Genomic DNA, 18,794 nt, shown 5'->3' on the forward strand with positions numbered 1-18,794 from the left:
GATCCTACGAGAGGCTCAGGTGGAATTCCCGCAGGACATCGGGCTCCACCAGGGCCGTGCGGACCAACCGCGCCAACTCGTCCGACCGCGCGTGCCAGGCTTCGTCGACCTCCCTGGTCAACACCGCCGCGCTGCCGACCCGACCGTCCTCCCAGCGCACGCTGCAACCGACCGTGACGATGCCCGGCAGCGAGCCGCCCTTGACCCCGACGCCCACCACCCCCGGCGGCACGGGGTTACCGCGTTCGAGGTGCCCGCGAGCCAGTGGCGCGGACGCCGCCGCCCGGTGCGCCCGGTCGACCGCCGCAGCCGTGCCCGTCCACGTGCCCCTCGCCCAGGCGCGCTGCGCCTCGTAGGTCTTCGGGACGTCCGGGAACTTCCCGAGCACCTCCAACCGCAACCGCGGGTCCCGCAGGTAGTCCCGCACGTCCACCCGCCTGCCGAGCACGAGGTGCAGCCACTCGGCCAGGATCTCCGGCGCCTCCAGCCCGGTGTCCCGGACCGGCCCCTCGCCCACCCGCTGCCGGACGAAGTCCGCGGCGGCGTTGTCGCTGTGCCGGACCATCACCGCGACCAGCTCGTCGAGCCGCACGAACCGCCGCGGGTCGTCGGCCGTGACGCCGTTCGAGAACGGGATGTCCAACGCCCGCAACGCCGCCTGGTGCGCGCCACCGTCCAGGCCCAGGTAGTACTGCTCCCAGTCCCCGACGCGCACCTTCTCGTCGGGCCTGACCAGCCCGCGCTCGACACCCTTCGCGTACGCGGCCACGTGCGCGACCTTCACCGCCGACGCCAACGGCTGCCGCTCGTGGGACCGGTGCGCGATCCGGCCACCGCGCCCGTCGTCCAGCACCACGGCCACGTGCCGCCGGTTCGCGCGTAACCAGCCGAGCCAGTCGTCGGGAGCCGCGTTCGCGCCGGCCGTGGGCAGCAAGGTGGCGACACCGGCCACCCCGCACGCTCGGAACAGGTGTCGTCGAGTCAGGAGCACGACGAATCTCCCTCCAATAGTCCGTAATTCCGGAATACTAGAGAGGGAGGGTCGCCCTGTCAGCCCGCCTGAACGGCGAACGTCACCCCGGCGGCCACCGGCTGCGCGCGGACCAGCGTCCGCTCGGTCACCGGCAGGTCGCCGTTCAACGCGTCGACGACCGCCTGGCGCGCCAGCGGCAGCACCTCGGCCACCGTCACGTCCCGCCCCAGCTCCCGCGACAACGACGCCACCCCGGCGTCCCGGATGCCGCACGGGATGATGTCCCCGAACGCCGCCAGGTCCGCGTCGCAGTTGATCTCGAACCCGTGCATGGTGACGCCGCGCTGCACCCGGATCCCGATCGCCGCGACCTTGCGCTCCACACCCTTGTCATCGGCCGGGACCCACACACCGCTACGCCCCTCGACCCGACCCGTGCGCACGCCCAGCTGGTCGCACACGTGGATCAACGCCTGCTCCAGCCTCCGCACGTACTGCACGACGTCCAACGGCTCGGCCAACCCCACGATCGGGTAGCCGACCAGCTGGCCCGGCCCGTGCCACGTGATCTTCCCGCCCCGGTCCACGTCGACGACCGGCACGTCACCGCCCTTGGGCCGCTCCTCGGGCTCGGTGCGCCGACCGCACGTGTAGACGGGCGGGTGCTCCAGCAGCAACATCGTGTCGCCGATCGCGCCGTTCGCGCGCTCCTCGGCGAGCTCCCGTTGCAGGTCCCACGCGGCCAGGTAGTCGATGGTGCCCAGCTCGCGCACCTCGATCGGGTCCGTCGAGGTGCGGCAGGAAAGGTCAGGACTGCTCACGTCTCGACATTACGCCCACGGGCACCAGCCCCAGGGCGTGGGCGACCACGAGACCCACCCCGACCACGGCCAACACCGCGCCGACCGTGTCGGTGAACCAGTGCATCTCCAGCACGACCCGACTGGCCGCCGTCAACACCACCGCCGTGCACGCCAGCACCACGGCCGACCTCAGGTGCCGGCGGGCCAACCACGCGCACAGCACCACACCCGTGAACGCGACCGCCGTGACCGCCGTGACGTGCCCACTCGGGTAGGCCCACTTCGGGAACTCGATCGGCCGAACCCGCTGGTAGGCGTACCGGGCCAGCACGGTCGACCAGCAGGCGGCCAACAGCACCGCGGCCCGCGCCAACAACGGGTCCTTCGCCAACAGCGCGCGCAGCCCCAGCGAGATCAACGCGATCGTCGCCAACCCCGGGCTGAGCACGAAGCTGACCAGCACCGACGCGTGCTCGAACCCCGGCCCGAGCCCCAGCGCCGTCCGCCGCAGCCCTTCGTCCAACGCGGGCGGCTCCTCGCGGACGGTGACGCCCAGCACCATCGAGGCCAGCGCCAGCACGACCCCGATCAGCGCACCCATCACCTCTCGACGGCCGCCGCCACGGCCGCACCGAGGGCAGGGTGCAGGAACCGGAACCCGCGCTGCTCCAACACGCGCGGCACCGCCCTCTGACCGGCGAGCAGACCCTCTTCGGCGACCTGGCCCAACACCGCCTTCAACACGAACGCGGGCGCCACCCACGGCGTCGGCCGGTGCAGCGCGTGCCCCACCGTTCGGGTGAACTCCGCGTTCGTGACCGGACTGGGGGCGGTGATGTTCACCGGCCCCGAGACGTCGTGCTCGACCACGAACCGGATGGCCGCGATCGCGTCGTCCAACGAGATCCACGGCATGTACTGCCGCCCGTCACCGAGCCGCCCGCCCAGGAAGAACGCGAACAACGGCTTGATCTTCCCGAACAACCCACCAGCCGGACTGATGACCAACCCCGTCCGCATCCTCACCACCCGCGCGTGCTCGTCCGCGGGCGCGGTCGCCGCCTCCCACTGCCGGCACAACTCCGCCAGGAACCCCGTGCCCGACGGGCTGGTCTCGTCCACCACCTCGTCACCGGTGTCGCCGTAGTACCCGATCGCACTGGCGTTGACCAGCACCGGAACCCCGTGCTCCACCACCGCCGCCGCCAACACCTCCGTCGGCACCGTGCGGCTGTCCAACAACACCTGCTTCCGCGCGTCACTCCACCGCTTGTCCGCAACCCCCGCCCCGCACAGGTTCACCACCGCGTCCACGCCGTCCAGCGCACCACCGTCGATCCGCCCGGCAGGCGGGTCCCAACCACGCTCGTCGGGCCCCGAGGGCCGCCGCCGAACCAACCGCAGGACCTCGTGCCCACCACCGCGCAACGCGGCCACCAAACTGGTGCCGATCAAGCCCGACGATCCCGCGACCACAACACGCATGCCTTGATCGTCTCGCAGCAAGGGCCCGGTTGCACAGCGGCGAACGTGTCACCCCCACCACGCCCCGGTCGACGCCTTCGGCCGAAACCCGCGGTCGCCCGGCCGCGAAATGCCATGCTGAACCGATGGTGAGGCACGAGAACGCCGACTTCCCCGAATACTGGGACTCCATCAGGATTCGCCGGAGGCACGTGCCCTTCCTCCGGGCGTTCTTCGGTGTCTTCACCGTTGTCGCCGCGGTGATGCTGTTGCTGCTCGGCGTGGGAGCGGCGGACCGTGCGAACGACCTCCGCGCCCAGGCCACGGTGGAATCGGAACTGCCCGGCGGCCACCGGAACTGCCACAAGTACCAGATGTCGTACTCGACACCGGAAGGGCGCTCGCGCTCGGTGGCGATGTGCTCGAAGTACGACGAGCTGGCGGTCGGCCAGTCCGTCACCGTCCGCTACTCGCCGGAGGACCCGATCGGCCACATCGTCCTCGACAGCGAGGACTCGCTGACCGTCGTGCTGTTCGCCCTGGGCGCGGCGCTGGGCTTCGCCGTCGGGGTGACCGGCTCGTGGTTCGCCTGGCGTCGACCGGAGTCCCTGCTCAGGCTCGGCTTGCGGTTCTAGGGCCGTGCCACGCGGCCGGCGATGAGGTGCTCACGACCTTCGCCGACGCTCGCCGAACAGGCCGAAGGCCGCTCCCGGTGAACGGGGAGCGGCCTTCGGCGGAACTGGAACTCAGAGACCCAGATCGGCCTCGAACGAACCTTCTTCCAGCCGGTTCTTCACGGTCGTGAGGAACCGACCGGCGTCCGCGCCGTCGACCAGCCGGTGGTCGTACGTCAACGCCAGGTAGGCCATGGACCGGATGGCGATCGTGTCGTCACCGTTCTCGTCCGTGATCACCACCGGGCGCTTCTTGACCACGCCGACACCCAGGATGCCGACCTGCGGCTGCTGGATGATCGGGGTGTCGAACAGCGCGCCGTTGCTGCCCAGGTTGGTCAGCGAGAACGTGCCACCGGTCAGCTCGTCGGGCGTGAGCTTGTTGCCCCGCGCCCGCGCCGCCAGGTCGCCGATCTTGTGCGACAGGCCGGCCAGGTTGAGGTCGCCGGCGTTCGCGATGACCGCGTTCAGCAGGCCGCGCTCGGTGTCGATCGCGATACCCAGGTGCTCGGCACCGTGGTACACGACCTCCTTCTTCTCCTCGTCGATCGACGCGTTCAGCACCGGGTGCTGCTTGAGCGCCTCGACCGCCGCCTTGGCGAAGAACGGCAGGAACGTCAGCTTCGTGCCCTCGCGCTGCTCGAACGCGGCCTTGGCCTTGTTCCGCAGCCGGGCGATCTTGGTGACGTCCACCTCGAACACCTGGGTCAGCTGCGCCGAGACCTGCAGCGACTCACGCGTGCGCTGGGCGACGATCTGCCGCAGCCGGGGCAGCTTCTGCACCGTGCCGCGCTTGCCGCTGGTGTCCGCCGGCGCGGAGGCGACCCGCTGGGCGGGGGCGGACGCCGCGGGCTTGGGCGCTTCCTGCTTCGGGGCCTTCTTGGCCTCGACCGCCGCCAGCACGTCCTGCTTGCGGATCCGGCCGCCGACACCCGTGCCCTTGAGCGTGGCGAGGTCGATGCCGTTCTCCGAGGCGAGCTTGCGCACCAGGGGCGTCACGTAGGGCGCACCGTTGGCCGACTCCTCCGCCGGCGCCTCCTGCTTCGGAGCAGGCGCTTCCTGCTTCGGCGCCGGGGCCTCCTGCTTCGGGGCTTCCTGCTGGGGAGCCGGGGCCTCCTGCTTGGGCGCGGGCGCTTCCTGCTTCGGGGCCTCCTGAGCAGGCGCCGGAGCGGGCTTGGGCGCTTCCTGCGCCGCCGGCGCGGGCGAACCCGAGCCGACCACCGCGAGCTGGCCGCCGACCTCGACGGTCTCGTCCTCACCCGCGGTGATCTCCAGCAACGTCCCCGCCACCGGGGACGGGATCTCGGTGTCGACCTTGTCGGTCGACACCTCCAGCAGCGGCTCGTCGACCTCGACCGAGTCGCCGACGGCCTTGAGCCAGCGGGTCACGGTGCCCTCGGTGACGCTCTCGCCCAACGCGGGCATGGTCACCGGGGTGCCCTCGGCCGAGCCACCACCGGCCGACGCCGGTGCCGACGCCTGAGGCGCGGACTGCGCTTCGGGCTCAGCGGCGGGCTCGGGTGCGGACTGCGGTTCGGGCTGCGCCTCCTCGGCCGGCGCGGCGGCTTCACCGGCGGTCGAGTCGGACGAGGACGAAGACGAGGCCCCGGGCTCCGAGCCGTCGCCGATGACGGCGAGCTCGGCGCCGACCTCGACGGTCTCGTCCTCCTGGGCGACGATCTTCTGGAGCACACCCGCCGCGGGCGACGGGATCTCGGTGTCGACCTTGTCGGTCGACACCTCCAGCAAGGGCTCGTCGACCTCGACGCGGTCACCCTCCTGCTTCAACCAGCGGGTGACCGTGCCCTCGGTGACGCTCTCGCCGAGTGCGGGCATTTGGACGGAGAAGGCCATCGTTCGCTGACTCCTCGTGCGTGGGTCGGGGATCGGCTGACTGGGGTGCGACGGTCAGCCGTGCACGTGCAGCGGCTTGCCGGCCAAGGCGAGGAAAGCCTCGCCGAGGGCTTCTGTCTGGGTCGGGTGGGCGTGGACCAGCGGAGCCACGTCCTCGGGGTAGGCCTCCCAGCTGTAGATGAGCTGGGCCTCACCGATCAGCTCGCCGACCCGCTCGCCGACCATGGTGACACCGACCACCGGGCCATCGGGCGCCTTGACGAGCTTGACGCCGCCGGCGGTCTTCAGGATCTGGCTCTTGCCGTTGCCCGCGAGGTCGTAGACGAACGTCTCGACGGAACCGTACTTCTCCTTGGCCGCCGCCTCGGAGAGGCCGACCGAGGCGACCTCGGGCTTGCAGTAGGTGACGCGCGGGATGCCCGCCTCGTCGATGACCTTGGGGTTCTGCCCGGCGATGTCCTCGGCGACGAAGATGCCCTGCTGGAAGCCGCGGTGCGCGAGCTGCAGGCCGGGCACGATGTCGCCGACGGCGTAGACGCCCGGGACGCTCGTGCGCAGCCGCTCGTCGGTGATCACGAAGCCGCGATCCACCGTGACGCCGGCCTCCTCGTAACCGAGGCCCGCCGTGTTGGGGCCGCGGCCGACGGCGACCAGCAGCAGGTCCGCGTCCAGCACGTCGCCGGACTCGAGCGTGACCGACACGCCCGACTCGTCCTGGGTGGCGCCGGTGAACTTCACGCCGGTCTTGAACTTGATGCCCCGCCGGCGGAACGCGCGCTCCAACTGCTTGGACGCGTACTCGTCCTCGGCCGGGACCAGGCGGGGCAGCGCCTCCACGATGGTCACGTCCGCGCCGAAGGAGGCCCACACGCTGGCGAACTCGACGCCGATCACGCCGCCGCCGAGCACGACGACCTTCTCCGGGATGAAGTCCAGGTTGAGCGCCTGGTCGCTGGTGATGACCCGGCCGCCGATCTCCAGACCGGGCAGGCTGCGGGCGTACGAGCCGGTCGCCAGGACGACGTTCTTGCCGGTGTAGCGCTGACCGTCCACCTCGACGGTGTTCGGGCCGACGAACTTGCCCGTGCCCTCGACCATGGTCACCTTGTTGGCCTTGACCAGGCCCTGGAGGCCCTTGTAGAGCCGGCCGACCACGCCGTCCTTGTAGGAGTTGACGCCCGCGATGTCGATGCCCTCCAGCGAGGACTTCACGCCGAACTGGTCACCCTCGCGCGCGTTGTCCGCGACCTCCGCCGCGTGCAGCAGCGCCTTGGTCGGGATGCAGCCGCGGTGCAGGCACGTGCCCCCCAGCTTGTCCTTCTCGACCAGGATGACGGACAGGCCGAGCTCGGCCGCGCGGAACGCGCAGGCGTAGCCGCCCGAGCCGCCACCGAGGATCACAAGGTCGGCGGAGGTGTCGGTCACGGGTTCTCCCTGGAGAGCTTGATGCCTTACTCCGCGCGGGTGCGCGCGTGTAGTTGCCATCTTGTCACTACCGCGCGAACGGCCGCGACGCGGTGTCGGTCTTCGGGTGATTTGCCCCCACCTTCACACGCGCGCCGGCACCATGGTCGCCAGAGGTCCTTGCAGGAGGTGGCCCGGTGGGGCTGTTCGACCGTTTTCGCAGGAAGCAGCGCCCTGGCGTGCTGCGATCGGCCACGTCCACGGACACCGGCCACCTGGAGCAGTGGGCTGCCGCGCGCCGAGGCGTCGAGGCGTACGTCGAGCCGAAGACGACCGTGACGGAGACCACGGTCGTGCTCGTGGCGCACGACGGCGAGTGGACGCGTCGCCGGATCGACGGCACGGAAGGCGCCAAGCGGTTGGCCAAGAAGCTGGAGATCCCGATCTACGACGCGGGCATCGTGGGTTACCCGAAGCGGATGCGGGAGTACTCGCGGCGCAAGAACCAGGGGGCGTGACCCGTCCTCGGCGGGACCGTCTTCGGCGTGACTGTTCTCGGCGTGACCGTTCTGGGCGTGACCGTTCCGGGTGTGGCCGTGCTGGGTGTGACCGCGCTCAGGCCTGGCCGATCCCGTCCCACAACGTCCTGACCAGCGCGTCCACGTCCACCGGGTGGTCCGAGAAGAACCCCAGGAACGCCTGGTAGTGGCACGCGCCCAGCAGCAGGTCCGCCGCTGACCCCGGGTCGACCCCGGCCGGCAACCTCCCCAGCGCGCGCTCCGCCTCGAGGTACCGGGCCAGCGTCTGCGGCACGGTCCCCGGCCCGACCCCGTGCGCCTTCAACGCCTCGCGGTGCGCGGCCAGCAACGCGGGCTCGGAGAAGATCGACGCGGCGATCGGGAACGTCTCGACGTAGAACGCGACCGCCGCCCGCGCGATCCCGGCCAACGTCTCCCGCACGTCGTCGCGCCCCGCCTCCAGCCCCGCCAGCAGCCCGGCCAGGTCGCTCGGCGCGCGTTCCCGCAGCACGGCCAGGAACAGCTCGGTCTTGTCCGCGAAGTGCTTGTACAGCGCCGCTTCCGAGAATCCCGCCGCCTTGGCGATCTCCTTGGTGGTCGCCCGCGCGAGCCCTTTGGTGCGCATGACGTGGGCCGCCGCGTCGAGCATGCGGTCGCGTGTGGTCATGTGGTTATCCTAGGGGTTAGTGAGTACTCACCAACCGTGAGAGGTGGAGCATGAGGATCACCGTTCTGGGAGCCAGCGGCGGCACCGGCACGAAGATCGTGGAGCTGGCCAGGGAGGCGGGTCACGAGGTCACGGCCATCGTGCGCACGCGCAACGGTCGCGACACCGTGGCCGACGTGATGGACCCCGACTCGATCGGGCCGCACGTGGCCGGTGCGGACGCCGTCGTCTCGGCGATCGGCACGCGCGCGGCGCGCAAGCCGACGTCCGTGCAGACCGACAGCACCAAGTCGGTGATCACCGCGATGAGGGCGCACGACGTGCGCCGGCTGCTCGTGGTCAGCAACAGCGGCATGGTGACCGACGGCGACGACCCGTTCAGCCGCTACCTGGTCAAGCCGATCCTGCGCCAGGTGCTCAAGCACCCGTGGGGTGACATGGCGCGGATGGAGGACGTCGTGCGCGCGAGCGGTCTGGAGTGGACGATCGTCCGCCCGCCGCAGCTGACCGACGGGCCGCGCACGGACGCGTTCCGGACCGCGGTGGACACCAACGTGCGCGGGGGCATGCGGGTCTCCCGGGCCGACCTGGCATCGCTGGTGCTGCGGTGCCTGGCCGACCCGGGGACCGTGCGCAAAGCGATCAGCGTGGCGAACTGAAGGTCGGTGCGACCGACTAGAGACTGGTGCGACCGACCAGAGACTGGTGCGATCGACCGGAGGCCGGTGCGACCAGCCGGAGAGCGGCGGACGAACCGGAGGTCGGCCGCCGCTCTCCGCCAGCTACCCGTTCGCCGCGATGTCCGCCAGCACCGCCGCCATGGTGCGCACCGGGACGCCGGTGCCGCCCTTGGTGGTGTACCCGTACGGACCGCCGGTGTGGAACGACGGACCGGCCACGTCGATGTGCGCCCAGGTCACGCCCTCGGCCACGAACTCGCGCAGGAACACGCCCGCGGTGAGCATGCCGCCGAACCGGTGCCCGGCCACGTTCGCGATGTCGGCCACCTTCGAGTCGAGGTCACCGCGCAGCTCGTCCGGCAGCGGCATGGCCCACGCCTGCTCGCCGACCGCCCGTCCGATCGCGGCCACGCGGTCGCGGAACTCCTCGGTGCCCATGACGCCGGCGGTCCGCTTGCCGAGCGCCACGACCTGCGCGCCGGTCAGCGTGGACGTCTCGATCAGGTAGTCCGGCGCGTCCTCGCAGGCGCGCACGATCGCGTCGGACAGGATCAGCCTGCCCTCGGCGTCGGTGTTGAGCACCTCGACGGTCTTGCCGCCGTACATGGTCAGCACGTCGCCGGGCCGGTAGGCGGTGCCCGACGGCATGTTCTCGGCCATCGGCGCCCAGGCCGTGACCTCCAGCGGGTACTTCAGCTTCGCGGCCAGCACGACGGTCGCGATCACGGCCGCCGCGCCGCCCATGTCCGAGGTCATCTCGTCCATGCCCGCCGCCGGCTTGATCGAGATGCCGCCGGTGTCGAACGTGATGCCCTTGCCGACCAGCGCGACCTTCTTGCCCGCCTTCGGGCCGCGGTAGGTGATGCGCACCAGGCGCGGGGGACGGCTGGAGCCGCCGCCGACGCCGAGGATGCCGCCGAAGCCCTGCTTGCGCAGCGCCTTCTCGTCCAGGACCTCGACCTCGAGCCCCTCGGCCTTGGCCAGGGCGGCGGCCCGGTCCGCGAACGACGCCGGGAACAGGTCGTTCGGCGGGGTGTTGACGAAGTCGCGGCTCGCGGTGACGGCCTCGGCGATCGCGGTGGACGCCTTGAGCGTCGCGCGGTGCGCCCGGATGTTGCCCTCGGCGGGCGCGACGAGGTCGACGCGCGCGACCGGGCCGTCGCCCTTGTTCGACTTGTACTCGGTGAACGAGTACGCGCCCAGCACGGTGCCCTCGACGGCGGGGCCGAGGTGCAGGGCGGACAGCGTGGTGACGGCGCGCTTGCGGCCGGACAGCGCGCGGGCGGCGGCGCCGGACGCGCGGCGCACCTGGTCCTCCGTGACCGAGCCGTCGTCGGCGGTCTTGCCCAGCCCGACGGCGAGCACGACGCGGGCGGCGAGCTTGCCGAGCGTCGGCACGGTGACGACCTCGTCGGCCTTGCCGCTCGCGCCCACGGAGTCGAGCACGTCCAGCAGCGTGCCGTCGAACGCGGCGTTCACCGCCTCCGACCCGGCCGCGAGGGCGAGACCGTCCGGTCCCTGGACTGTGCCCACCACAACGGCGTCGGCGGTGGTGCTGCTCGGGTCACTGTCGGTGATGGCCAGCTTGGGCGCGGTCACTGCGGCTCCTTGACGGGGTCCTCCCGGCACTTTCTGGTCGTGCGGCGGGATGGGGTGGATCGTGACGAATGCTAAAGGTCCCGTTAACACTCATGAGCGCCGCACCTTCGATCGCAAGGAGTAACAATTAACACGAACGGGGGTCAACCGTGCGGGCGTTAGTGGTCACCTGGTCGATATGGGACCGTGTACCGGTGACGATCACGCCCCGTGCCGGGGCCGTGGCGCTCGCTCTCGGCGCGACGCTGGGGGCCGGTGTTTTCACCGGTTTCGCCCCTGCCGCGGCCGTTGCGGGTCCGTGGTTCCTCCCCGGTCTGGTTTTAGCCGCGGTGACCGCGTTGTGCTGCGCGTTCTCGACCGCCGATCAGCACCGGGCGTACCCGGACGCACCCGGTGGGTACGCCTACATCCGCAACCAGCTCGGCCCCTGGCCCGCGCGCATCGGGGCCAGCGCCCACCTGGTCGGCAGAGCGGGGATGGCGGCGGCGTTGGCCGGGATGTTCGGGGCGTACGTGGTCCCGGAGCACCGGGAGCTGGCGGCCGTGGGGTTGATCGCGGTGACGGCCGCACTGGGTGCGGCCGGGGTTCGGTGGAGCACCGGGCTGAGTGTGGCGGCGGTGGCGGTCGTGCTCGGCGTGCTGGTGCTGGTGGTGCTGGTGTGCTTCTCGGTGGCGCCGCCGGAGAACCCCTTCGGGCTCGGGGACGTGCCCGCCGAGGCCGGGTTCGACGGGGTGATGGGCGCCTCGATGCTGTTGTTCGCGGCGTTCGTCGGGTTCGAGCGCGTCACCGCTCCTCGACGCGGTGACCAGGAGTTCTCCGCCCGGGTGCTGCACTTCGCGGTGCCGGTGGCGATCGGTGTGGTGCTCGTGGTCGGCGGTGCGGTCGGCGCGGCGGTGCTGCGGCAGCTCGGGTCGGCGCGGTTGGCGTTGTCGCCCGCGCCGCTGCGGGACGCGTTGATCGTGGCCGACGGGCGGTGGCTGCTGCCCGTGCTCGCGGTCGGGGCGGGGGTCGCGGCGGTGTCGTCGCTGTTCTTCGTGCTCGGGTCGGCGCGGCGGACGCTGGTCGGGTTGACCGAGACGGGTGATCTGCCGGCGATCCGGGCGGGCTGGCCGTTGGAGGTGGTCGGAGCGGCGCTGGCGGTCGGCGCGGTGGTGGCGTTGCCGCCGGCCACGGCGTTGGCGGTGGGCGCGTGCGGCACGGCGTTCTACTACGGCTTCACGAACGCGTCGGCGCGGGTGCTGCTGCAGGAGGACCGGACGTGGCCGATGCGCACGGCGTGCCTGGGGTTGGGGCTGTCGGTGCTGCTGGCGATGAGCGCGCCCGCCGAGGCGTTGGTGATCACCGGGGTGGCGCTCGCGCTGGGTACCGGGTTGCTCGCGCTGGGTCGTGCGCGGCAGGCGGTCGGTTGAGGGTCGGCCCGCCTCTTTTGGATGGTCGGATGTCCGAGCGTCGGGACAGCGATTTTCTGACGTAGAAGTGGCGGCTATCGTGCTGTCATGACGACCGCGTTGCCTTTCACCCGGACCCCCAACCCGCAGCCGGCGACCCCGGAGCGCGTTGCGGAGGTACTTGCCAGGCCGGGCTTCGGGCAGCACTTCACCGACCACATGGTGACGATCCGCTGGAACCAGGAGCAGGGCTGGCACGACGCCGTCGTCGAGCCCTACCACTCGCTGGAGCTGGACCCGGCGGCCATGGTGCTGCACTACGGCCAGGCGATCTTCGAAGGGCTCAAGGCCTACCGCCAGCCCGACGGGTCGATCGCGTCCTTCCGCCCCTCGGCCAACGCCGAGCGCTTCCGCGCGTCGGCGCGCCGGTTGGCGATGCCCGAGCTGCCCGACGAGCTGTTCCTGGAGTCGATCCGGGAGTTGCTGGCCGTGGACGAGCGGTGGGTGCCCGCGATCCCCGAGGAGTCGCTGTACCTGCGACCGTTCATGTTCTCGACGGAGAAGGGCCTGGGCGTGCGGCCGGCGAAGGAGTACGTGTACGTGCTCATCGCGTCGCCCGCCGGGTCGTACTTCGCGGGCGGGCTGAAGCCGGTGACGGTGTGGTTGTCGACGGAGTACGTGCGCGCGGCGCCCGGCGGGACCGGTGCGGCCAAGTTCGCGGGCAACTACGCGGCGTCGTTGGTGGCGCAGGCGCAGGCCGCCGAGCAGGGGTGCGACCAGGTCGTGTGGCTCGACGCGGTGGAGCGGCGGTGGGTCGAGGAGATGGGTGGGATGAACCTGTTCTTCGTCCTGGGTGCCGGGGAGGACGCGCGGGTGGTGACGCCGGAGCTGTCCGGTGCGTTGTTGCCGGGGATCACGCGCGACTCGTTGCTGCGGTTGGCCGCCGATTTCGGTCATGCGGTGGAGGAGCGGCGGATCTCCACCGAGGAGTGGGAGAAGAAGGCCGAGTCCGGTGAGCTGACCGAGGTGTTCGCTTGCGGGACGGCGGCGGTGATCACGCCGGTGGGGCACGTGAAGCACGCGGGTGGTGAGTTCTCGGTTTCCGGTGGGGTTACCGGGGATGTGACGATGAAGCTGCGCAACCACTTGACGGGGATTCAGCAGGGGCTCGTGGCTGATCCTCATGGGTGGATGGTGAAGATTGATTAGGGCTGCGGTCGGGCGCGGGTCGAGTTGGGAGAGCGGCTCGGTGGCTGAGGCCGGCTCGATTTGACATGGGGCCCCTTACGGGCACTCCAGGCAGGCCAAAGCCGGGCAGGCCTGGCGGGAAAAGCGTCCGCCAAGCCTGCCCGGCTTCGACCAGCCTAAAGCACCCGAACCCCATGTAAAATCGGGCCTTTGTGGGTATTCGGGCCTCGGTGGGTGTTCCGGTTAGTTGTTGAGTTAGTTGAGAGAGTTGATGGCGAGGACGGTCAAGGTGGCCGTTTCGCAGGCTGCGCCCAGGACGTCGCCGGTGATTCCGCCGAATCGTTTGCTGGTGTGGTGGATCAGCAGGAGGGTCAGGGCGGCGGCGAGGGCGATTGAGAGCGGGCCCTGCCAGGGGTGGATGAAGAAGCTTGCGGTCGCGAGGGCGGTCCACCAGGTGATGGCGGTCCAGGTTGGTTGGGTGCCGGCTACCAGTGCGCCCAGGCCTTCGGGGCGGGCGGCGGGGATGCCGTGGCGGCAGCAGAGGATGAATGCGGCGCGGCCCGTGGTCAGGGCGAGGAGGACGGCGCCCCATTCGACGGTCGGGAAGGCGGCGGCTTCCGCGCCCAGGACGACGATCAGTGCGACTACGGCGAACGGGCCCGCGCCGCCGTCTTTCATCACGGCCAGGGCGCGTTCAGGAGGGCCGTAGCAGCCGAGGCCGTCGGCGGTGTCGGCCAGGCCGTCCAGGTGCATTCCGCGGGTGGCCAGGGCGAGGAAGCCGACGGTCAGGAAGCCGGCGACGAGGTCGGGTAGCGGGAGGAGGAGCAGGGCTGTGGCTGCTCCTCCCAGCAGCAGGCCGACGAACGGGGCGAAGGCGATGGCACGTCGTGCTGCCCGCGCGTCGACCTCGTTGGAGCCGACGCGGACGGGCAGGACGGTCAGCCACGACAACGCCAGGCGCATCAGGCGGGTCCGGAGACGCCCGCGCTGTCGAACGTCGCCATCTCGGCCAGGATCCTGGTGGCCATCACGACCAGGGGGAGGGCCGCGACGGCGCCGGAGCCCTCGCCCAGGCGCATCTCGAACTCCAGCAACGGCTCCAGGCTGAGGTGGCCGAGGGCCAGGGCGTGCGCGGGCTCGACCGAGCGGTGGCCGGCGACCCACCAGTCACGGGCGCCGGGTGCCAGTTCTTCGGCGACCACGGCGGCCGCGCCGACGACCACGCCGTCGAGGATGACGGGGGTCTTGCGGACCGCGGCCTGGGCGAGGAAGCCGGCCGTGGCGGCGATGTCCGCGCCGGAGGAGGCGGCGAGCAGGGCCACCGGGTCGTTGATCACCGGGCGGGCGCGGCGGAGGGCGTCGCGGATCGCGGCCGTCTTGCGCATCCAGCCGTGGTCGTCGACGCCGGTTCCCCGGCCCACCACGGCCACGGGTTCGGAGCCGGTGAGGGCGGCGATGAGGACCGCGGCGGGGGTGGTGTTGCCGATGCCCATGTCGCCGGCGATGAGCAGGTCCGCGCCGCCGTCGACCTCGTCGTCCACGAGCTTGCGGCCGATCTCGACGGCTCGCTCGGCCTCTTCGAGGGTCAGGGCGTCCTCGCGGTCGATGGAGCCGGAGCCGCGGCGGACCTTGAGGTCGCCGACGGCGGTCTCGGAGTCGACGGCCAGGTCGACCACGCGGACGGTCGCGCCCGCGACGTTGGCCAGCACGTTCACCGCCGCGCCGCCAGCCAGGAAGTTCGCGACCATCTGGCCGGTGACCTCGGGCGGGTAGGCGGAGACGCCGTGCTGGGCGACGCCGTGGTCGCCCGCGAAGACGATCACGCGGGGCCGGGTGAAGGGCTTGGGCGGGCACTCGCCCTGGCAGGCGGCGACCCAGGCGCCGAGCTCCTCCAGCCTGCCCAAAGAGCCGACGGGCTTGGTGAGCACGGCGTGCCTGGCCAACGCCTCGGCCCGCACGTCCGCGCTGGGCGGCTCGACGGACGGGAACTCGATGGTCACCGACTACCTCCGGGTTCGCGCAGTCGCAGGGGGATTCCGGCGACGACCAGCAGGACCTCGTCGCACACCTCGGCCAGCCGCGCGTTGAGCGAACCGAGGTGATCGCGGAAGAGCCTGCCAGAGTGCGTGCTGGGCACGACGCCGAGGCCGACCTCCGCGGAGACGAGGACCAACCGGGCGCGGGTGCTGGCGACCGCGTGGACCAGTGCCGAGCACTCCTGCTCGACCACGCCCATGCCGTGGCCCTCCCAGGCGCCGGCGTCGTCCAGCACGCCGTTGAGCCAGGTGGCCACGTCGTCCACCAGGATCGGCGGGTCGGCCTCGCTGGTGGCGGTGAGCAGGGCGATCAGGTCGCTCGGCGCCGGCGCTTCCACCGTCGTCCAGGTGGCGGGGCGGCGGGCCACGTGCTGGGCGATCCGCAGCTCCCAGTCGGCGTCGTCGGGGTAGCGGCGGGCGGTGGCGACGTAGGTGACCACGTCCTCGGTGAGGAGTCCCTCGGCGTGCGCGGACTTGCCCGAACGCGCGCCGCCCAGCACCAGTGTCCGACGCGTCACACCGCACTCCAACCGTTTCAGGAGGACATAGCCTGACCGGGAACGTTACCCGCACGGCACATCGTGAGGAGGTTCGTCATGGAGTACCGGTGGCGGTACCAGGACGAGCAGGGGCACGAGATCGACGGGCCGCCGCTGGCCTTCCCCGATCAGACCGCCGCGGAGGACTGGTTCAGCTCCACGTGGGCCGAGCTGCGGGAGGCGGGGGTCGCGCAGGTGACGTTGCTGCGCAGCGAGTCGGAGGTCTACGGGCCGATGTCCCTCGCGCCGGCAGAGTGACGCGCGGTCGGGGTTCGCGGCCGTAGTGCGGCGGCGGCCGCGGACCGGACGGCCGGGTGCGGGTCGCGCAGAGCGGCTGCGAGGCGGTCGGGCAGGTCGGGCGGAGCGGTGCGGCCCAGGGCGGTGGCGGCGTTGGCGCGCACCCGCGGTCGGGGGTCGGTCAGGGCGTCCGTCAGCGGTGCGACGGCTTCGGTGATCGCCATCCGACCCAGTCCGGCGGCGGCGCGGGCGCGGACCAGTTCGTCCTCGTCTTTCAGGGCCCTGGTCAGCAGGTGGGAATCGCGTGCGTCGGCGCGTTGCCCCACCACCCAGACAGCGGCGCGACGGGCCAGGGGGTCCTCGTGCCACGTGGGCAGAGGGGTCCGTGCGCCGGTCCGCACGAGGGCTCGTCCGGCGAGCTTGCGGGCGCGCCGGTCGGTCGTCCGCAGCAGCACGTCCACCAAGGTGGGTGCGACCCGGGGATCGGCCAGCCGCACGAGTCCCGTGAGCGCGACGCGGACGTGCCGTCCGTCGCACGCCGCCGCCAGCCGACCGACGGCGCGCTGATCACCGTGCTCGGCCAGCACCCGGATGGCGCGTTCGCGGACGGCCGGGCCGCCGTCGTCGGTGGCGGCGAGGGCCGCGGGGACGACCAGCGGACCGCCGATGCGCGACAAGGCCAGCAGGGCGGCCTCGCGCACGAACGCCTGCCCGTGGTCGAGCACCGGTCGGATGGCGGGCGCCGCCCGGTCCGCCCCGATCTTGCCCAGCGCCTCCAGCACGGCGGTCGTCTGCGTGATGTCGTTCGTGCGCAGCGCGTCGATGAGCGGGCTGGTCGCGTCCGCGACGCGGAGGTGGCCGAGGGCGAACGCGACCGCGCCCAGGCCCGTGCTGCGGGACCGCAGGTGCTCGATCAGCGCGGGGGCGACGCCGAGGTCGCCGGCACGAGCGAGCGTGTGCGCGATGTCGTGCACCCCGCGGTGATCCGCGTGCGCCAACGCGTCGGCCAGGATGGCGAGCCGCCGGGGGTGCCCGGACTCGGCGATGCGCCGCGTTGCGAACCGGCGCGCCCAGGCCCACGGCGGGCCGGCCCGGCCCGCCAGCTCGACCAGTCGGTCGAAGACCTCCGCCACGGTCTCCGCGGTCAGGCCGCGCACGGCGGACGTGACCAGGAGCGGGTCGGGATCGGACAGCGCGTCCACCATGATCGTCTGGTGGGCGGGGTCGCGGCCCGCGGCGAGGGCGCTGAGCGCGATCACGCGGACCGACTTGGTCGGGTGCGCCGTCAGCGCCACCAACCAGCGGCTCCCGGCCGGGTCCGAGAGCAGTGCCCGGTCGTGGGCGTGCTCGTAGAGCTCCCGGTACGCCGCGGTGTGGGGCGCCGACGTCGCGTCGAGCGCGACCAGCCGTGCCACGAGGACGTCACCGGGTCGCCGGTCGCTCGGTTCGCGCACGGCCTCCAGCGAACGGGCGGGCCGGTGAGTTCCCGGTGAACCGCCGCGAAGCCCCGCCCGGGTCGTCCCGTGCGGGGCTTCGCGAGGTGGCGCGCGTCAGGGGGTGACGGTGAACCGCGGGTCGGACTCGACGACGCCTTCGAGCACGTCGTCGATCTTCTTCAGCAGCTCGTCCTCCAGCTTCACACCGGCGGCCTTCACGTTCTCGTGCACCTGCTCCGGGCGGGACGCGCCGATGATCGCGCTGGCCACGTTCGGGTTCTGCAGGGTCCACGCGACCGCGAGCTGGGCCAGCGACAGACCGGCCTCGTCGGCCAGCGGCTTGAGCTGCTGGACCTTGGTCAGCACCTCGTCGCGCAGGAAGCGCTGGATGAACTTCGACCCGGTCTCGTCGGTCGCCCGCGAGCCCTCCGGCACCGGCTGCCCCGGCAGGTACTTGCCGGTCAGCACGCCCTGGGCGATGGGCGACCACACGATCTGGCTGATGCCCTCGCGCTCCGAGGTCGGCACGACCTGCGACTCGATGACGCGCCACAGCATCGAGTACTGGGGCTGGTTCGAGATGAACGGCACGTTCAGCTCACGCGCGAGCGCCGCGCCGCGGGCGATCTGGTCGGCGTTCCACTCGGACACGCCGATGTAGAGGGCCTTGCCGGAGCGGACGACGTCGGCGAAGGCCAGCATCGTCTCCTCCAGCGGCACGGACTTGTCGTACCGGTGCGCCTGGTAGAGGTCGACGTAGTCGGTCTGCAGCCGCTCCAGCGAGCCGTTGATCGACTCCATGATGTGCTTGCGACCGAGGCCCTTGTCGTTCGGGCCGCCGGGGCCGGTCGGCCAGAAGACCTTGGTGAAGATCTCCAGCGACTCGCGGCGCTGACCGGTCAGCGCGCGGCCCAGCACCGACTCCGCCTTGGTGTTGGCGTAGACGTCGGCGGTGTCGAACGTGGTGATGCCCGCGTCGAGCGCGGCCCGGACGCAGGCCGTCGCCTGGTCCTCCTCGACCTGGGACCCGTGGGTGAGCCAGTTGCCGTACGAGATCTCGCTGATGTTCAGGCCACTGCGGCCGAGGCGTCGGAACTCCATGCGGCCAAGCCTAGTACCGGGTCGTTCGGGTTGCTAATGAACTCTCCTCCGGGTCGGGACCTGGGCGTTACGCGAGCGCGAGAAACGGTCTGTGAGGTGTCCCACGTCGATTCGAGCGGTGCCATATGAGCTACTTGACCTCGGCACGGCTGGGGACGTGCGGTCTGGGGGAAGGCGCGGTGGACGTTCCCGCGGGTTCGGCGGCACGCCGGACGGTGATCTGAGGACCGCGG

General features: G+C 71.7%; 19 protein-coding genes. 6 read left to right on the forward strand and 13 right to left on the reverse strand.

Annotation, left to right across the window (positions count from 1 at the left end; translation table 11 throughout):
- Positions 1-4: 4 nt before the first annotated feature.
- From ACZ7GX_RS06540 to ACZ7GX_RS06555, 4 genes are read right to left on the reverse strand one after another with little or no spacing between them, the layout of a single operon-like run.
- Positions 5-991 (reverse strand): serine hydrolase, encoded by a 987-nt coding sequence (locus ACZ7GX_RS06540; protein WP_498773567.1) that lies wholly within the window; start codon positions 989-991, stop codon positions 5-7.
- A gap of 59 nt (positions 992-1,050) precedes the next feature.
- Entirely contained in the window at positions 1,051-1,794 is a 744-nt protein-coding gene (gene lipB / locus ACZ7GX_RS06545; protein ID WP_498773569.1) for a lipoyl(octanoyl) transferase LipB, read from the reverse strand.
- A complete protein-coding gene (locus ACZ7GX_RS06550) occupies positions 1,781-2,377 on the reverse strand; it encodes a phosphatase PAP2 family protein (RefSeq protein ID WP_498773571.1) in 597 nt (198 codons plus the stop codon). The genes lipB and ACZ7GX_RS06550 overlap by 14 nt, the downstream gene beginning before the upstream one ends.
- Positions 2,377-3,261 (reverse strand): TIGR01777 family oxidoreductase, encoded by an 885-nt coding sequence (locus ACZ7GX_RS06555; RefSeq protein ID WP_498773573.1) that lies wholly within the window; start codon positions 3,259-3,261, stop codon positions 2,377-2,379. The genes ACZ7GX_RS06550 and ACZ7GX_RS06555 overlap by 1 nt, the downstream gene beginning before the upstream one ends.
- Positions 3,262-3,386: 125 nt before the next feature.
- Here ACZ7GX_RS06555 and ACZ7GX_RS06560 point away from each other — a divergent pair, with 125 nt between their 5' ends.
- Positions 3,387-3,875: a DUF3592 domain-containing protein gene (locus ACZ7GX_RS06560; protein ID WP_498773575.1), complete on the forward strand. Its 489-nt coding sequence runs from the start codon at positions 3,387-3,389 to the stop codon at positions 3,873-3,875.
- Between the two features lie 111 nt (positions 3,876-3,986).
- Here the strand turns inward: ACZ7GX_RS06560 and sucB are convergent, their stop codons facing one another.
- Both sucB and lpdA read right to left on the reverse strand, forming a co-directional pair.
- Positions 3,987-5,768: a 2-oxoglutarate dehydrogenase, E2 component, dihydrolipoamide succinyltransferase gene (gene sucB / locus ACZ7GX_RS06565; protein WP_498773577.1), complete on the reverse strand. Its 1,782-nt coding sequence runs from the start codon at positions 5,766-5,768 to the stop codon at positions 3,987-3,989.
- Positions 5,769-5,822: 54 nt separating this feature from the next.
- A complete protein-coding gene (gene lpdA, locus ACZ7GX_RS06570; RefSeq protein ID WP_498773579.1) occupies positions 5,823-7,193 on the reverse strand; it encodes a dihydrolipoyl dehydrogenase in 1,371 nt (456 codons plus the stop codon).
- A gap of 176 nt (positions 7,194-7,369) precedes the next feature.
- Between lpdA and ACZ7GX_RS06575 the strand changes: the two genes are divergently transcribed.
- Positions 7,370-7,690 (forward strand): oxidoreductase, encoded by a 321-nt coding sequence (locus ACZ7GX_RS06575; protein WP_230566773.1) that lies wholly within the window; start codon positions 7,370-7,372, stop codon positions 7,688-7,690.
- Between the two features lie 97 nt (positions 7,691-7,787).
- Here ACZ7GX_RS06575 and ACZ7GX_RS06580 read toward each other — a convergent pair whose 3' ends face one another.
- Positions 7,788-8,357 (reverse strand): TetR/AcrR family transcriptional regulator, encoded by a 570-nt coding sequence (locus ACZ7GX_RS06580; protein WP_498773582.1) that lies wholly within the window; start codon positions 8,355-8,357, stop codon positions 7,788-7,790.
- Between the two features lie 50 nt (positions 8,358-8,407).
- On the opposite strand from ACZ7GX_RS06580, the gene ACZ7GX_RS06585 reads away from it, so the two are divergent.
- On the forward strand, positions 8,408-9,016 hold the full coding sequence (locus tag ACZ7GX_RS06585) for an NAD(P)-dependent oxidoreductase (RefSeq protein ID WP_498773584.1): 609 nt from the start codon (positions 8,408-8,410) through the stop codon (positions 9,014-9,016).
- Positions 9,017-9,139: 123 nt separating this feature from the next.
- Here the strand turns inward: ACZ7GX_RS06585 and ACZ7GX_RS06590 are convergent, their stop codons facing one another.
- Positions 9,140-10,636 carry a leucyl aminopeptidase gene (locus tag ACZ7GX_RS06590; RefSeq protein ID WP_498773586.1) on the reverse strand — a complete coding sequence of 499 codons (1,497 nt, stop codon included), beginning with the start codon at positions 10,634-10,636 and terminating at the stop codon, positions 9,140-9,142.
- Positions 10,637-10,857: 221 nt separating this feature from the next.
- Here ACZ7GX_RS06590 and ACZ7GX_RS06595 point away from each other — a divergent pair, with 221 nt between their 5' ends.
- Together ACZ7GX_RS06595 and ACZ7GX_RS06600 are read left to right on the forward strand one after the other, a co-directional pair.
- Entirely contained in the window at positions 10,858-12,045 is a 1,188-nt protein-coding gene (locus tag ACZ7GX_RS06595) for an amino acid permease (protein WP_498774083.1), read from the forward strand.
- 87 nt (positions 12,046-12,132) lie between these two features.
- Positions 12,133-13,233: a branched-chain amino acid aminotransferase gene (locus ACZ7GX_RS06600; protein ID WP_498773588.1), complete on the forward strand. Its 1,101-nt coding sequence runs from the start codon at positions 12,133-12,135 to the stop codon at positions 13,231-13,233.
- A gap of 234 nt (positions 13,234-13,467) precedes the next feature.
- Here the strand turns inward: ACZ7GX_RS06600 and ACZ7GX_RS06605 are convergent, their stop codons facing one another.
- The 3 genes from ACZ7GX_RS06605 to cobU are packed head-to-tail and all read right to left on the reverse strand — an operon-like array spanning position 13,468 to position 15,766.
- The gene (locus ACZ7GX_RS06605) at positions 13,468-14,175 is read right to left on the reverse strand and encodes an adenosylcobinamide-GDP ribazoletransferase (protein ID WP_498773590.1); all 708 of its coding nucleotides are present in this window, start codon (positions 14,173-14,175) and stop codon (positions 13,468-13,470) included.
- Entirely contained in the window at positions 14,175-15,212 is a 1,038-nt protein-coding gene (gene cobT, locus ACZ7GX_RS06610) for a nicotinate-nucleotide--dimethylbenzimidazole phosphoribosyltransferase (RefSeq protein WP_498773592.1), read from the reverse strand. The genes ACZ7GX_RS06605 and cobT overlap by 1 nt, the downstream gene beginning before the upstream one ends.
- The gene (cobU, locus tag ACZ7GX_RS06615) at positions 15,209-15,766 is read right to left on the reverse strand and encodes a bifunctional adenosylcobinamide kinase/adenosylcobinamide-phosphate guanylyltransferase (protein ID WP_498773594.1); all 558 of its coding nucleotides are present in this window, start codon (positions 15,764-15,766) and stop codon (positions 15,209-15,211) included. The genes cobT and cobU overlap by 4 nt, the downstream gene beginning before the upstream one ends.
- 78 nt (positions 15,767-15,844) lie before the next feature.
- Here cobU and ACZ7GX_RS06620 point away from each other — a divergent pair, with 78 nt between their 5' ends.
- Positions 15,845-16,045, forward strand: coding sequence for a hypothetical protein (locus ACZ7GX_RS06620; protein ID WP_498773596.1), 201 nt, complete (start codon positions 15,845-15,847; stop codon positions 16,043-16,045).
- Here ACZ7GX_RS06620 and ACZ7GX_RS06625 read toward each other — a convergent pair.
- On the reverse strand, positions 16,012-17,478 hold the full coding sequence (locus ACZ7GX_RS06625; protein ID WP_498773598.1) for a HEAT repeat domain-containing protein: 1,467 nt from the start codon (positions 17,476-17,478) through the stop codon (positions 16,012-16,014). The genes ACZ7GX_RS06620 and ACZ7GX_RS06625 overlap by 34 nt on opposite strands.
- A gap of 96 nt (positions 17,479-17,574) precedes the next feature.
- On the reverse strand, positions 17,575-18,561 hold the full coding sequence (locus ACZ7GX_RS06630; protein ID WP_498773600.1) for an aldo/keto reductase family protein: 987 nt from the start codon (positions 18,559-18,561) through the stop codon (positions 17,575-17,577).
- Positions 18,562-18,794 lie beyond the last annotated feature (233 nt).

Source organism: Actinosynnema sp. NPDC037264 (assembly GCF_055603705.1).

Coding starts and splice junctions, on each gene's coding strand:
- ACZ7GX_RS06550 (WP_498773571.1), bottom strand. CDS start 2,377: ATGGGTGCGCTGATCGGGGTCGTGCTGGCGCTGGCCTCGATGGTGCTG.
- ACZ7GX_RS06555 (WP_498773573.1), bottom strand. CDS start 3,261: ATGCGTGTTGTGGTCGCGGGATCGTCGGGCTTGATCGGCACCAGTTTG.
- ACZ7GX_RS06560 (WP_498773575.1), top strand. CDS start 3,387: ATGGTGAGGCACGAGAACGCCGACTTCCCCGAATACTGGGACTCCATC.
- sucB (WP_498773577.1), bottom strand. CDS start 5,768: ATGGCCTTCTCCGTCCAAATGCCCGCACTCGGCGAGAGCGTCACCGAG.
- ACZ7GX_RS06580 (WP_498773582.1), bottom strand. CDS start 8,357: ATGACCACACGCGACCGCATGCTCGACGCGGCGGCCCACGTCATGCGC.
- ACZ7GX_RS06585 (WP_498773584.1), top strand. CDS start 8,408: ATGAGGATCACCGTTCTGGGAGCCAGCGGCGGCACCGGCACGAAGATC.
- ACZ7GX_RS06600 (WP_498773588.1), top strand. CDS start 12,133: ATGACGACCGCGTTGCCTTTCACCCGGACCCCCAACCCGCAGCCGGCG.
- ACZ7GX_RS06605 (WP_498773590.1), bottom strand. CDS start 14,175: ATGCGCCTGGCGTTGTCGTGGCTGACCGTCCTGCCCGTCCGCGTCGGC.
- ACZ7GX_RS06620 (WP_498773596.1), top strand. CDS start 15,845: ATGGAGTACCGGTGGCGGTACCAGGACGAGCAGGGGCACGAGATCGAC.
- ACZ7GX_RS06630 (WP_498773600.1), bottom strand. CDS start 18,561: ATGGAGTTCCGACGCCTCGGCCGCAGTGGCCTGAACATCAGCGAGATC.